This is a genomic window from Clostridium gasigenes (assembly GCF_900104115.1).
Lineage (GTDB): Bacteria > Bacillota > Clostridia > Clostridiales > Clostridiaceae > Clostridium > Clostridium gasigenes.
Genome location: NZ_FNJM01000009.1, coordinates 20,158 through 35,484 on the forward strand (window position 1 = coordinate 20,158; position 15,327 = coordinate 35,484).

At 28.2% G+C, this 15,327-nt stretch carries 13 protein-coding genes and 1 pseudogene; 13 read left to right on the forward strand and 1 reads right to left on the reverse strand.

Annotated elements, in window-relative coordinates; genetic code table 11:
- The first annotated feature begins 517 nt into the window (after positions 1 to 517).
- The 5 genes and pseudogenes from BLS77_RS13565 (at position 518) to BLS77_RS13585 (ending at position 4,475) form a co-directional block, all read left to right on the forward strand.
- Positions 518 to 1,111: pseudogene (locus BLS77_RS13565) on the forward strand (DUF1349 domain-containing protein).
- 39 nt (positions 1,112 to 1,150) lie between these two features.
- A complete protein-coding gene (locus tag BLS77_RS13570; RefSeq protein ID WP_089970925.1) occupies positions 1,151 to 1,609 on the forward strand; it encodes a pyridoxamine 5'-phosphate oxidase family protein in 459 nt (152 codons plus the stop codon).
- Between the two features lie 40 nt (positions 1,610 to 1,649).
- Positions 1,650 to 2,111 (forward strand): hypothetical protein, encoded by a 462-nt coding sequence (locus BLS77_RS13575; RefSeq protein WP_089970928.1) that lies wholly within the window; start codon positions 1,650 to 1,652, stop codon positions 2,109 to 2,111.
- Positions 2,112 to 2,221: 110 nt separating this feature from the next.
- Positions 2,222 to 2,974 (forward strand): GNAT family N-acetyltransferase, encoded by a 753-nt coding sequence (locus BLS77_RS13580; RefSeq protein ID WP_089970931.1) that lies wholly within the window; start codon positions 2,222 to 2,224, stop codon positions 2,972 to 2,974.
- Positions 2,975 to 3,182: 208 nt separating this feature from the next.
- Complete coding sequence (locus BLS77_RS13585) at positions 3,183 to 4,475, forward strand: S41 family peptidase (RefSeq protein ID WP_089970934.1); 1,293 nt, start codon at positions 3,183 to 3,185, stop codon at positions 4,473 to 4,475.
- Between the two features lie 71 nt (positions 4,476 to 4,546).
- On the opposite strand, the gene BLS77_RS13590 is transcribed toward BLS77_RS13585, so the two are convergent.
- Positions 4,547 to 5,764 carry a phospholipase C gene (locus tag BLS77_RS13590; RefSeq protein ID WP_089970937.1) on the reverse strand — a complete coding sequence of 406 codons (1,218 nt, stop codon included), beginning with the start codon at positions 5,762 to 5,764 and terminating at the stop codon, positions 4,547 to 4,549.
- Between the two features lie 363 nt (positions 5,765 to 6,127).
- On the opposite strand from BLS77_RS13590, the gene BLS77_RS13595 reads away from it, so the two are divergent.
- The 8 genes from BLS77_RS13595 to BLS77_RS13630 all read left to right on the forward strand — a co-directional run bounded on the left by BLS77_RS13595 (position 6,128) and on the right by BLS77_RS13630 (position 15,274).
- Positions 6,128 to 6,916 carry a YdcF family protein gene (locus tag BLS77_RS13595; RefSeq protein ID WP_089970938.1) on the forward strand — a complete coding sequence of 263 codons (789 nt, stop codon included), beginning with the start codon at positions 6,128 to 6,130 and terminating at the stop codon, positions 6,914 to 6,916.
- A gap of 339 nt (positions 6,917 to 7,255) precedes the next feature.
- Positions 7,256 to 8,185, forward strand: a complete 930-nt coding sequence (gene rbsK / locus BLS77_RS13600) for a ribokinase (RefSeq protein WP_089970939.1) — start codon at positions 7,256 to 7,258, stop codon at positions 8,183 to 8,185.
- Between the two features lie 4 nt (positions 8,186 to 8,189).
- Positions 8,190 to 8,585: a D-ribose pyranase gene (gene rbsD, locus BLS77_RS13605; protein ID WP_089970942.1), complete on the forward strand. Its 396-nt coding sequence runs from the start codon at positions 8,190 to 8,192 to the stop codon at positions 8,583 to 8,585.
- Positions 8,586 to 8,604: 19 nt separating this feature from the next.
- On the forward strand, positions 8,605 to 10,107 hold the full coding sequence (locus tag BLS77_RS13610) for a sugar ABC transporter ATP-binding protein (protein WP_089970945.1): 1,503 nt from the start codon (positions 8,605 to 8,607) through the stop codon (positions 10,105 to 10,107).
- Between the two features lie 20 nt (positions 10,108 to 10,127).
- On the forward strand, positions 10,128 to 11,066 hold the full coding sequence (locus BLS77_RS13615) for an ABC transporter permease (protein WP_089970948.1): 939 nt from the start codon (positions 10,128 to 10,130) through the stop codon (positions 11,064 to 11,066).
- A gap of 23 nt (positions 11,067 to 11,089) precedes the next feature.
- The gene (gene rbsB / locus BLS77_RS13620; RefSeq protein WP_089970951.1) at positions 11,090 to 11,995 is read left to right on the forward strand and encodes a ribose ABC transporter substrate-binding protein RbsB; all 906 of its coding nucleotides are present in this window, start codon (positions 11,090 to 11,092) and stop codon (positions 11,993 to 11,995) included.
- A 162-nt stretch (positions 11,996 to 12,157) separates the two neighbouring features.
- On the forward strand, positions 12,158 to 13,159 hold the full coding sequence (locus tag BLS77_RS13625; protein WP_089970954.1) for a LacI family DNA-binding transcriptional regulator: 1,002 nt from the start codon (positions 12,158 to 12,160) through the stop codon (positions 13,157 to 13,159).
- Positions 13,160 to 13,546: 387 nt separating this feature from the next.
- A complete protein-coding gene (locus BLS77_RS13630) occupies positions 13,547 to 15,274 on the forward strand; it encodes a glycoside hydrolase family 13 protein (RefSeq protein WP_089970958.1) in 1,728 nt (575 codons plus the stop codon).
- Positions 15,275 to 15,327: the final 53 nt, after the last annotated feature.

Consider the following 15,327-nt stretch of genomic DNA (forward strand, 5'->3'; position numbering starts at 1 on the left):
TAAATCAAGGACACTGGTCTATTATTATTTGGATATGCCTAAGGTTAATAAAAAAGGAGAATGCTTATAATGGTTTTAAAAATCATTATAAGTATTCTCCTTTTGTTAAAGTTAAATTATTCTAGATAGGATTTAGCTAGCTTAAGAATTTTATCGAAACTGTTAGTATAAATTGTTATATAGTATGATAACTAACAAATAATTGTATAAGAGTAGATTTTGAAAATTTAATTAGTAATGTATCATTAGTTCGATTTTCTAGAACAGCTAAACATTCATAAATATACACCTTTGTTTCTTTTTCTCCACGATATTGGGTAATGTAATTAAATTATGGTATAATTGGATGTAAAAGTAATATAAATTAAAAAGTGGCGGTATATTGTTGAAAAGGTAGACGTGAAAAATGTTGATGTAAGATTCACAAGATATGAAATTAAGTTAATGTATTTCAAATCAGTTTACCAATTCTAGAAGATGAAGACGGTCATAATAATTAGTTTTATTGGGAGGAATTATGTTTGAATTTAATTTGAAAGATGCAAAATGGTTTTTTGAACCTAAAGATTATGTGATTGGAAATAATAGTGTTGAAATTATAACAGATCCTAATAATGATTTTTGACAAAGAACTTATTATGGATTTAGAAATGATAATGCACATGTTTTATACATTACAACAGATGAAAGGTATTTTTCATTTACAGTAAAGACAGAGTTTAATAGTACAGCCTTGTTTGATCAATGTGGAGTTGTGATTTATCAAAATAGTGAAAATTGGGTAAAGATAGGAATTGAATTTCATGACAATAATAGGTCATGGCTTGGAAGTGTTGTAACTAATCATGGATATTCAGATTGGGCAACAGTAGATATAGGAGCTTCTTTAAAATGTATGTGGTATAGATTAAGCAGGAGGGAAAATGATTATTGCCTTGAAAATTAATTTGATGGTATAAACTTTAAACAGATGAGAATTTTCCACTTGTTTGAAGGTAGAAAGGAAATTAATTTCGGGTTACTTGCATGTTCGCCAAGTAATAATTCTTTTAAAGCTACATTTAGTGAAATGAAGATAACAGATTGCTTATGGAAAGAGCATAAATCATAAAATAAAAGATAGGTTAAAAAACACAAAGAGGAGAATTTTATGAGAATAAACTATTGTAACTTGGAAAATGAAATAATATCAAATTTAGAAAAAAACAGAATATGGATATTGTCTACATCATATAAGGATAATGTCACGTCTAGGTCTATGAGCATTATAAATAAAGGTCTTTATATATTTTTTCAGACCAACAAATGTTATATAAAGCACAGTCAAATGCAAGAAAACAATAAGGTTTCACTTTGTTTTAATAATATTTCTATAGAAGGAACAGTTGAAGAAATTGGTGATTGGAAAGAAGAAAAAAATATAGAACTAATGGATTTATATAAATCAGATCATTTAGGATCGTATAATGCCTATGGGTCACTAGATGGACAGGTTGTCTATAAGATTACCCCTAAAACAATAAAATTATGGAAGTATGTAGAAGAAAATCCAATTAGACAAATATTATATGTTGATAAAAAAGTAGCAGAGCAATTAGATTTTATGTAGATAATATTAATTAAAAAGAATATATGGGGAGATTAATTATATGGCAGAAGCAAAGGTTAATTGTAGAAATAAACTAAAGTCAATTGTTTTACCTGTATTGACTATTATAATAATAGTTTCTATTGGGTATAACATTTATCAAGATTCTAAGATAAAGAGATATAAAGAGGAGTTAGGGATTATAGTAAGCCAGGGGATAGAATCATTTGCGAGTAAGAGTGGGAGCTTAAGTGATGAACTTGTATATGCTGAACAATATGGGGATATTGCATCAGCACACATGGCATATGTAACTTTATCCGAAGGGGATGGGATATCATCGGAAGAATACACAAGTAGTTTAGCAATGTTATTGCTAAATATTAAAATACTTATGTTAAATGATAAGAGTAAAGTTGAGAAAGCTTTTCTAAATAATAATGGATCTGAATTGATGTTTCGCATATCTAATAATTTTGAAGATACAGAATCAATAGAAAAAGTATTTAAGTTACTAGAATAAAAAGAATTTAATGATTTTTATTTCACATATGATTTAGGAGGTGAATAAATATAACAGAGCAAGAATTCTTAGATATTAGAGCAAAAAGTAATAATTATAATTATTCATCAATGCAATATCTTGATTATGTTGCAGTAGCTAATTACAATGTGTTGATAGAAAATGAAAAGGTATTACTTATGTATGGATATAATGCTGAAAGTAAAATGAATGAATATCATTGGGCAGCAAATATTGATGAGGAGTTAATAAGTGTAATAAGAAAAGAAACTGATAAGGCATTAATAACATTTATTCCGCTTGATTGGATTTCTAACTTTGAGAAGACAGGATTTAAAATATTCGCTACATGGAACGATTATTTTATGAATAGTCTTGAACATGTCCATTGTGATTTTGAAAGCGAGTTTTTGAATGAAACTGAATGTGAAAATGCATCTTTGGTAACTATATCATGTAAAGGTCAAAGCAGGGGATTTACAGGGCAGACAACAGAATGGATGGAAATATGGCTAAAAGGAGAAGAATCTTCAGATGCAGAGACAGGGATAAAAAACAATGCAGTTATAGTACATAGAAATAACTATGGTGAAATAGTGGGACTCGTGTGTACTGCAACATATGCACATGGAAATGAAAAGGGCCCAATAGTTTGGATAAGAGAGGTAGCGGTGAAAATTGAGTATCAAAGGCAAAGTATTGCAAGGAACCTAATTCTGCAAGCCTTAAGTTATGGCAAAAAACAGGGTGCAATAAGGGCGTTCCTTGCAGCAGATGAATGTAACAAGTATGCCATTCGTTTGTATGAAAGTATTGGGTTTGTGGGAAAAAAAGATACAGGGCAAAATGACATGTTTAAATAAAAGGCGGTAATAAGATACAAAGGATTCTATTTTTATAGAAGAAAAGAATGGATATTTAAAACTTACTTCAATTAATTCTGATAATTGGGAAGATGGAGTGAAAATGAAAGTAGAAGACTATCAATTAGTTGAACCTTAATTGTTAAAGGTTAGTTTTAAAGTGCATATAAATAAAGAAATATTTATAAAGAAAGAGAGGGTATCTGTAATGAAGTTAAAAAAAGGGGGAAAAGTTATTATATTAAGTGTTGCTATATTAATTGTCACTGGAATAGTAATATATATAAATTTATTTCCAAGATTTAACAGAGTAACTAAATCACCTATATCAAAAAGTGGAGACAGAAATGAAAGTTGGAAATCAGATATTGAATTTGTAAAAACTGAGTTACCTAAAAAGCATAAAAATTTATTCTTTTCTAAATCAGAAAGTGATTTTAATAATGATATGGATTCGCTTATAAGTAAAATAGAAGAATATACTGATGAAGAAATTAAAGCTGAACTTGCAAAGGTAATAGTAACTATTAATGATAGTCATACAAGTGTTAATATTTTAGGTTCCTTATCTTATCCAATAGCATTTTTTCAGTTTGAAAATGATATTTATGTAAGTGATGCATCTTTAGATTACAAAGATTATTGGGGAAAAAAATTAGTGGAAGTAAATGGATATTCTGTAGAGGAAATACGTTCAAAGCTTGATCCATTTGTTTCGAAAGATAATAAAGCTATAACAAAAAATCAATTTTCTAATTTATTAAGGTATGTTGAACCACTTAAGTTTATAGGGGTAGTAAAGGATACTGAGGCGGTTTTTACATTTGAAGGCGAATCGAATAATAATGTTACAGTAAAACCTGTTGAAACAGTGGACTATAAAAATGTAAAGTTTTTATCTGATGATTCAGATTTAGTGAGTAATTTACCATTAACAAAACAAAATGGTAAGGCTAATTATTGGTTTGATTACATTGAAAATGATAATCTTCTTTATGTTAAATATAATTCTTGTACGGAAATGAAGGATTACTCATTTTTAAAATTTACAAAGGATGTTTTTGAGATTGTAGATAGTAAAAATATAAAAAAGTTAGTTATTGATTTAAGAGATAATGGTGGAGGAAACTCTGGTATTTTCAATCCATTCTTAAGTGAAATAGTGAAAAGGGAGAATGTTAATAAAAAAGAAAATCTTTATGTTATTATAGGTAGAAAAACATTTTCATCAGCAACATTAAATGCTATGGAGCTTAGAAATGGTACAAATGTAACACTAATAGGAGAATCAACTGGTGGTAAACCAAATCATTTTGGAGAAGTTAAAGAAATACATTTAACAAATACAGATATAGATATTAAATATTCAAGTAATTTTTTCAAAACTTCTAGTGAGGATACAGATTCTGTTTATCCGGATAAAGATATAGTTTTAAAAGCGGATTCATTTTTTAATGGTGAGGATGATATTTTAAATTACATCTTAGGTTTGTCCAAATAAATAAAATCACAATATTGTAGGGATAGGTACACTAATTAAGCTACCTATCCCTATTTAAATTTTATATAATGTTAAAGTCCGTTAACATCCATATTATAAGTAGTATTTCCACTTAACCATGTATTAATATTTTTATTAAACACTCTAATTCCTTTCATATACACTTCTATATCATTAACTTTCCAGTCGTCACCTGCTCCAAATTTCGCTTTTCTAATCCATACTTTTTTAACATTTTGAGGATCAAAAGTAGGATCTGTTATATTTAATTCATATGCAGTTCTAAAATTTTGTTCAAAGTCATCTCCTACAAGCGTACATTCAAATTCTACAGTTTTACCATCTTCTAATTGCATTCCGAAATAAATATAATCATTAGTGCCTGCTTGGAATTCATTAGCAGTACCTAGTACTACATGGAATTTACCTATTGGAAGCTGCATATCACTACTTGTAGAAGGATAAGACACTTCTTTAAGAAATCTATATAAAACACTGGCAGTTGATTTTTGAGCATTGGTAAGTGTTTTATCAGCAACATAGTCCCAATCTGCCCATGAACTACTTAAGGATGAACGCGGTGCTAATGCCTTAGCTGCTCTACCGTATGTATTACATTGAGCTGTAATAAAATCTGACAAATATAAATATTGGTCACTTAAAGGTTTATATTCTCCTTGAGAAGTGTTGTAGCCCAATGTAGTGATTTTATATTTATCTTTAACTTGTTCAGCATAATTTTCGAATTTAGTATGGGCAGTTCCTTCACCACCTGTTGTATTACTTGCATGATGTGGTTCATTAATATCTGCAAAATAGTGTAATGATTTACCTAAAATAAATGTAGCTTCTGAAAAATTTCCATCTTTCCATTTTGCAACTGCTTGTCCTATATAGTTTCGTGTTTGAGATTCAGCAGTATCTGTAATAAGTGGAAATGGATATCCTGCATTACCTGTAAAGTTTTTACCTGTATCAGGGTCATAAAAATGATCCTGGTATAGCCCATAATCTCTATCTACTCCTACAGATCCAAAGTCTGGAGCAACAGCCCCTTTTTTTAATTGTGATAAATTTTCTTCTAGTTTTAATAAATTCAATTTCATGGTATCGTTTTCAATTAAGTCATTTTTAAGACTGTAAAAAGCTTGTTCCTCTATCATTTTATGAGTGTCCATTTGTGTTGGGGATTCATTACTTGACCAAGCAAAGGCTTGGCTACTTGAACCAAAGATAACGCTAACCATAAGTGTACTTAAGCATAGAAATTTTTTTGAATTTTTATTCATTGTTAATCCTCCTCATATAATTAGTTGAAAAATTGTAAATGTATTTAGAAATTAATTTGAATATAAATTTGAATTTAAATTAAATTTAAATTCAAATTTGTAATTTATCTATATTTTACACTAATATCCATGGAAGAACAATGATTATATTGGTTAATATTGATTATATTTTAAAATTTTACAACGAACAATTAAACGATTCTTTAATATGCTAAAATCGAATTTTTAAAAAATAATATTATCCTACTTTATGTTATATTAGGAGAGTTGTTAAATAAGTAGTTTGTAAGTTGTTTATATTTAAATAAAAAGCGTAGTGTGATAAAATAAAAATGTAAAAATATTGAATGTAAAGGGGATTTTATGAACTCAGATATTAAGAAAAAAAATAATGTGATCTTAGATAGTATGATTATTTTAGTGGGTATTATTTCAATGGCTTATCATATAGGATTAAAGATAGCTTTTGGACATATAGCATTTTCAATTGTATTTTTTATACTTGGATTAATACTTGTTATTTATGGTCTTATAGAAATAAGTTTTAAAATAAATTTATGGAGAAAACTTCCCAAAATACTTAGAAATATAATAACTATTTTATTTGCAATAGGATTATCTGTTTTTATTGTTATTGAAGGAATAATAATTTATGAAGGTCATCATAAAGATACAGGGAAACCTGATTACTTAATGGTTTTAGGTGCAGGTCTTAGAGGTAAAGAATTAAGTGTTTCATTAAAATATAGATTAGATGCTGTAATAGAATTTAATAAATTAAACCCAGATATGAAAATAATAGTTTCAGGGGGACAAGGACAAGGGGAAGATGTTACAGAAGCTTTTGCCATGAGTAAGTATTTAATAGACAAAGGAGTTAATGAGGATTTAATTATTTGTGAAGATAAATCTACTAGTACATATGAAAATTTTCTCTTTACTAAAGAGCTTTTAGAAAAAGAAATTGGTAATGAAGATTATATAATTACTGTTGTAACAAATAATTTTCACATGTATAGAGCTAAATATTTAGGTGAAAAAATAGGATTTAAATGTTTAGGGTATCCTGCACAAACTCATATGAGCACAAGTTTAAATTATCATGTTAGAGAGTTTTTTGGTGTAATTAAGGCATATATATTTAATAAATAGATTTAGGGTTATTATTAGGGCATTCAAAAAAATACAATATTATTTAGAGACTGTTGAAAAATTAATTATAAATTTTCAACAGTCTCTTTCTTTAATTTATAATAATTGAGGTAGCTATTGGTAATAATACTGGCTAGTAAGTATTATACAAATTTATAATAATATTTCTCGTAATAAAAGTTTGTATAAAAGCGTAGATTTTTAGTTAATTTATTTTTTAATAATTAATTAAAAATAAGTTTTAAAAAAAGCTTGCAAAACGTTTTCAATGGAGTTATTATATAGTTAATCGATTCAGTAAAACGTTTAACTAACAATTTGTAAACAGGAGATGAATTTATGAATAAGGTATGTGTACTTGGAAGTATAAATATGGACTTAGTTTTAAAGGTTAATAATTTACCTCAAGTAGGTGAAACTATTTTATCTAAATCATTTGAAAAGATATCTGGAGGCAAGGGAGCGAATCAAGCAGTAGCTGCAAAAAGAAGTGGCGCTGATGTAACTATGATATCTAAAATAGGACTTGATGAAAATGGAAGAATACTTAAAGGTAAATTAGAAGATGATAATATAGATGTTAAATTTGTTTTTGAAGATAAAAAAGAAGAAACGGGAATGGCTATTATTATGGTTAATGAAAATGGTAATAACTCTATAATAGTTGTACCAGGTTCTAATATGACAATTAAAGAAGAAGAAATAGATGCTTCAATAGAAGCTTTAAAGAAAAGTGATATCTTAATATCACAATTTGAAACACCAGAAGATATAACTTTAATGGCATTTAGAAAGGCAAAGGAGCTAGGGAAGTTAACTATATTAAATCCAGCTCCAGCTAAAAAAATAGATAAAAATCTTTTAAGAGTAACAGATATTATAGTTCCTAACGAGACAGAAGCAGAACTTATAACTGGTATAAAAGTTACAACCTTAGAAGATGCTAAAAGAGCAGGAGAAGCATTTTTAGAATATGGCGTAACTTTTGCAATAATAACTTTAGGCTCAAAAGGAGCAGCTGTTATTGGACCTGATTTTTGTGAATTAGTACCAGCTTATAAAGTTAATGCAATAGATACAACAGCAGCAGGAGATAGTTTTATTGGAGGGTTAAGCTCCAAGTTAGATGTGAAAAATATAAATAAAGAAAATTTATTGAAGGCTGTAGATTTTGGAAATAGAGTTTCATCGTTAGCAGTTCAAAGAAAAGGTGCTCAACCATCTATACCATATTTAAAAGAAGTAGTAGAAATTTACGGGGAGGATTAATTTTATGAGAAAGACACCATTGTTAAACAGTAATTTAAGCTTAGTAATCTCTAAAATGGGACATACAGATATGATTGCTATAGGAGACTGTGGTTTACCTATACCAAAGGAATCTGAAAGGATAGATTTAGCATTGGTAAATGGGGTTCCTACATTTATTGATACATTAAAGGTAACTTTAATGGAGCTACAAGTGGAAGAAGTTCTTATAGCCAAAGAAACTATGGAAGTTAGTCCAAACTTATTTGAGGAAATAAAGAAAGTAATAGGTGATGTTAAAATAACATTTATATCACATGAAGACTTAAAAAAAGACTTAAAAAAATGTATGGCAGTTGTTAGAACAGGTGAACAAACACCATATGCAAATATAATATTAAAATCAGGAGTTGTATTTTAGTTAAAGGGAGGTATTTAGTATGGATAAAAGAATACCAATGCTAAAAATGGAGGGTGTATCAAAGATATTTCCTGGCGTTAAAGCATTAGACAATGTTAATGTCACAGCTTACGGAGGAGAAGTTACAGCCTTAATGGGAGAAAATGGAGCTGGAAAGTCAACGTTAATGAAAATTCTTAGTGGAGTTTATGAAAAAAATGAAGGTAAAGTGTTTATTGATGGAACTGAGGCTAAGATAAAAGGGATAAAATCAGCTGAAGAATATGGAATTACAATAATACATCAAGAAATGAGTGTATTAAATAATCTTACAGTAGCAGAAAATATATTTTTAGGAAATGAGAAAAGTAATAAGTTTACTGGGAAAATAAATAATAAGGAATTAGTTGAAAGAAGTAAATTATTTTTAGAACAAATAGGATGTAATATAGATCCAAATAAACTAGTAGGTAATATTAATATTGGTGAAAAGCAAATGGTTGAAATAGCTAAAGCTTTAACTAAAAATGCAAGAGTAATAATAATGGATGAGCCTACAACAGCCTTAACTGAAGTTGAAACAAAAAGTTTATTTATTGTTATAGAAAATCTAAAGAAAAAAGGGATTGCAATAATTTATATATCTCATAGAATGGAAGAAATTTTCACCATATGTGATAGAGTAGAAGTTCTAAGAGATGGAAAATATGTAGGTAATGCTTTAATAGAGGATATTGATAAAGATAAATTAATTTCTATGATGGTAGGAAGAAAGATAGAAGAACAAATACCATATAGAGATATTAAAAAAGGTAATGTTATTTTAGAGGTTTCAAATTTATGTTCACCACAAGGTGTTAATAATGCAACTTTTGAAGTAAAAGAAGGTGAAATATTAGGTGTTGCAGGGCTTATGGGTTCTGGAAGGTCTGAACTTGCTAAAACTATATTTGGTGAATATAAAAAAACTTCAGGTAAGATAAAAATTAAGGGACAGGAAGTAGATATTAAAAATATTCATGAAGCCATAGAATATGGAATTTGTTATTTATCAGAGGATAGAAAAAAAGAAGGCTGTGTGCTTAATTTATCAGTAGCAGATAATATGATTCTATCTAATCTTAAAAAATACGAAAATAAATGGAAATCTATAGATAAAAATAAGGCAATGAAGGATGTTGACTACTACATAGAAAAAATGAAAATAAAAACTCCAAATAGAGAGCAGTTAATGAAAAATCTTAGTGGAGGTAATCAACAAAAAGTAATATTAGCTAAATGGTTAATGCTATCTCCAGAGATATTAATAGTAGATGAACCTACTAGGGGTATAGATGTAGGTGCTAAAAAAGAAATATATGAACTACTAAATGAACTTAAGAAAATGGGAAAGGCAATAATAATGATATCATCAGATATGGCAGAGGTTTTAGGTATAAGTGATAGAATAATGGTTATGAGTGAAGGGAAAGTATCAGGAGAATTATTAAGAGGAGAAGCATCTCAAGAAAGTATTATGAAATTAGCAGTAGGAATTAATTAAAAAGTTGGGAGGAAAATACAATGAATATTAATTTGAAAGAAAATGCATCTAAGTATAAATCTCTTATAGGATTAGTGGTATTATGTGCAATAATTACCTTTGTTGCACCAACATTTTTAACACTGTCTAATATAACTAATGTTTTCACACAGGTGTCTGTTAATGCAATAATTGCAGTAGGAATGACCTTTGTTATTTTAACTGGTGGAATAGATTTATCAGTAGGATCAACTTTAGCTATAAGTGGAGCTTTAGCAGCTTCAATAATTAAATCTACGGGAAATATCTATTTAGCAATTATAGCAGCTGCATTAGTAGGTATTGGAATTGGTTTAATAAATGGACTTTTAATATCAAAGGGAAAATTACAAGCCTTTATTGCTACACTAGCAACAATGACAATATTTAGAGGCGCTACATTAGTATTTACAAATGGTACTCCAATATCTAAGTTACCAGATTCTTTTGTAAATTTAGGTAATGGAAAAATAGGATTTTTACCAATGCCAGTTATCATTACTGTAATCGTTTCTGGGATTGCAATATACATACTATCACAAACAAAATTAGGAAGATATATATATGCTTTAGGTGGAAATGAAGATTCAGCAAGATTATCAGGAATAAATACAACTAAAATAAAAACTCTTGTATATGTTGTATCTGGTTTTGCATCAGCAATAGCAGGAGTAATTATCGCAAGTAGAATAGGCTCAGCTTCACCAAATGCGGGTATTGGATTTGAATTAGATGCAATAGCAGCAGTTGTTATTGGAGGAACTTCATTATCTGGTGGAGAAGGTAAAATATCAGGAACATTAATTGGTGCTCTTATCATTGGTGTATTAAACAATGGATTAAACATAATGAATGTATCACCATTTTATCAATTAATAGTAAAAGGTTTAGTTATTTTAATAGCTGTATTATTAGACAAAAAGAATAAAAGCAAAGCTTAATTGCAAAAGAGGAGGATATAAAAATGAAAAATGTAAAAAGATTATTATCTATTGGGTTAGTAACAGTTATGGGAATGGCATCCTTTGTGGGATGTACAAAACCTAGCGATGATAAAAAAATAGGGATAGTTTTATCAACTTTAAATAATCCATTCTTTGTAAGTATGAAAGATGGTGCAGAAAAGGAAGCTGAAAAGCTTGGATATAAATTAATAGTTTTAGATTCACAAAATGATTCAGTAAAGGAAAAATCAAATGTAGAAGATTTAATTCAACAGGGAGTTACTGCATTACTAATTAATCCAACAGATAGTGATGCTGTTGTTCAATCAGTAGAAGTTGCAAATGAAAAGAATATTCCAGTAATAACATTAGATAGAAAATCAAATGGTGGAATAGTAGCTAGTCATATAGCTTCAGATAATGTAAAAGGTGGAGCAATGGCAGCGGAATTTGTATTAGAAAAATTAGGTGCAACAACTAATTTCAATGTTGTTGAACTTCAAGGTATTCCAGGAGCATCAGCTACAAGAGATAGAGGAGAAGGTTTCCATAGCGTTTTAGATGGGAAATCAAATGTGAAGTTTGTAGCAAGCCAAGCAGCTGATTTTGATAGACAAAAGGGATTGCAAGTTATGGAAAATATAGTTCAAGGTAATTCAGATATACAAGTAGTATTTGCCCATAATGATGAAATGGCATTAGGAGCAGCAAAAGCTATAATAGCTAGTAATATAAAAGCCATGGTTATAGGATTTGATGGTAATGAAGATGCATTAGATGCTGTAGAAAAAGGCGAAATGATGGCAACAGTAGCACAACAACCAGACTTAATTGGATCATTAGGTGTTGAGTTAGCATCAAAGATAGCTAATGGAGAAACTGTGGATAAAGAAATTGCAGCCGAATTAAAAATTGTAAGCAAATAGTAAAAGTTTTAATTTTAAATATTACTTATGGTATAATTTTATAGTAGGGCATGTACAAATAAATAACTAGTAGGTATTCTTGTATTTTTTGAAGATGCCTTAGGGATGTAAAAAAATATGATTAGTATTTTTGAAACTCCCTTAGATTAAGAGGTGTATTGTATGAGTAAAACAACGTTGCTGGATATAGCTAATTATGTAAATGTATCTACAACAACAGTATCAATGGTATTAAATAATAAGCGAATAAATGTTGCTGATAGTACAAGAAATAAAATATTTAAAGCAGCAAGAGAGCTTAATTATATACCAAACGCTTTAGCAAGGAGTTTAAGTACTAAAAAAAGTTATACCATAGGTTTTGTAATTCCAGATATAGGAAATCCTTTCTTTGCAGAAATGGCAAAGGCAATAGAAACAGAAGCTGAGAAGCAAGGATATAGTATGATTTTATGTAATACTTTCAATAGTGGAAGAAAGGAAGAAGATTATATAAAATTACTTATAGGTAAATTAGTTGATGGGGTTATAATTTCAGCAAGTGGAGAAAAAAATAAATCTATAGAACTTTTAGAGGGAAATGATATTCCTTTTGTAATTGCAGATAGACATATTTATAATGAAGATAATATTAATGGTGTATTTTGTGATAATATGGATGGAATAACTCTTGGAGTAAAGTATCTGATAAAAAAAGGATATAAAAATGTAGCTTTTGTTGGAGCAGATACAAAAGAAATAAGTAAAAATTCAAGGCTCGAATATTTTAAAGAAATATCTAAGGAATACAATATTTTTAATAGTGAACTTATAGAAGAGGAAGAAATATCTCTTGAAGGTGGAATAAGAGCTACTGAAAAGCTAATAAATAAAAATTTACCTATTGATGTAATATTCTATAGCAGTGATGTTATGGCAATAGGAGGAATGAAATGTTTATTAAGAAGTGGATATAAAATACCAGGTGATATAGGCATATTAGGATATGATAACATAGGAATTTGTTCATTTATTGAGCCGGAATTAACTACAATAGCACAACCTATATATAATATGGGGAAAGAATCTTGTAATTTATTAATAGATACTATTAATGGTAAGAGAAAAGATAAAAGAGTAATAAATTTAACTCCATATTTAGTAGACAGAAAAACCATAAAATAAAATTAAATTGAAAGAGCTATGAAATTGAAGAGGTAATACTTAAAATTTCATAGCTATTTTTATATAGTAAGGAATAAATAACGATTTATATAATTAATTTTAAAAAATTGAAAAATATATTAAAATACTATTGAAATTGATGAAATAGGATGGTAATCTAAGTGTATAATACGAAAGCGTTTTCTTCAGGTAAGGATGAGATGGAAGTATATTATTCTTTATTACCTAATTTGGAATCGATTCCATACTGAATATAAGGTGAAATTTAGAAAAATAATACGATTTTAAAAAAATAATATACCAGAATGTGACTAGTCATTTAAAAAATATATTATATAAACATTAAAGTTATTGATAAAAATTATGTGTTTAAATTAGGAGGATACTATGAATAATCATGCAGTTTATCATATACCAGACGTACCATATGCATATGCTTTAAATAAGGACGAGTTAAGAATTTTATTAAGAGTAGCGAAAGATGATATAAAGAAATGTAATTTATATTACAGATGCAGATATGATTTTGAAAGTTCTTATAAAGCAGTGAAAATGAATTTATTTGAGGAAAACCATTTGTTTGAGATCTATAGTATAGATGTTAGCATATTTAGAAATAGATATAGATACTATTTTGAAATAACAGATAATAATGGAGAAATTTATTATTATGATGAAAGAGGAAGTAAGATAAAGACTGAAGAAGAACAGGAAATTGTAGCATTTCAATATGCATATATAGGCGAAGCAGATATTTATGATGAAAGTAAATGGTTACAAGAATCTATTGTATATCAAATATTTCCTGATAGATTTTGTAATGGCGATGAAAGCATAAATCCTAGAAATGTTAAACAATGGGGTGGTACTGTAGATCATAGAGCATTATTTGGGGGAGATTTAAGAGGAATAATAAATAAGATAGATTATTTAAGAGAATTAGGAATAACGTTATTATATTTAACACCTATTTTTAAATCTCCAAGTAATCATAAATATAACATTGATGACTATTATATGATAGATGAAAGCTTTGGAGATATTGAAACCTTAAAGGAACTAGTTAGAACTTGTCATGAGAATAATATTAAGGTTATTTTAGATGGGGTATTTAATCATACAGGTAGTGGCTTCTTTGCCTTTAAGGATTTATTAGAGAAACAAGAAAAGTCACAGTATGTTAATTGGTATCACATAGATAATTTACCAGTAAGTATAAAAGATATAAACTATTATACTTTTGCAAATAAAGTAGCAAATATGCCAAAATTAAATACTGCAAATACAGAAGTTAAAAAGTATTTTATTGATGTGGCAAAGTATTGGATAAGAGAAACTGATATTGATGGATGGAGATTTGATGTTTGTGATGAGGTAGATCATCAATTCTGGAGAGAAATGAGAATTGGAATTAAAGAGGTGAAGAAAGAAGCTGTCTTAGTAGGAGAAATAATGCATGAATCAGTTTCCTACCTAAGGGGAGAGCAACTAGACTCAATAATGAACTATCCATTTAAACATGCAATGATAGATTTTTTTGCAAAAAGAAAAATTAATGCCCAAGAGTTAAACGATATCTTAGCTATAAATAGATATATTTATAGGGAAAGCATATCTAAGCAATTGTGGAATCTAATAGGAAGCCATGATACTCACAGATTTTTAACTGAATGTGATGATGATATAAATAGAATGATATTAGCATCAGTATTCCAATTTACTTATTTAGGACTTCCATATATTTATTATGGAGATGAAGTTGGAGTAAATGGTGGTGAGGATCCACAGTGTAGAAAATGTATACCCTGGAATGCTAATAATCAAAATATAGAGATGTTAAATCATTATAAAAATTTAGCTAAAATAAGAAAAGAAAATAAAGCGCTAATTCATGGAAATTACAGAGATATAGGAAGTAATGATAAAATTTTAATTTTTGAAAGAAACTTAGAGGATGAAAAAATAATTGTAATAATAAATAATGATATGCATTTAAATAATATATCACTAAATTTAGAAGGTACAATTTATGACTTATATAATGGAAGGGAAATAACTGTTAATGGGAATATTGAGATAGAGCCAATGAACTTTAAAATATTAAAGATAAAATAGACATAGAATTAATAAGTAGAAATTAGTTGGAAATATTCATAGAAAAATAATAG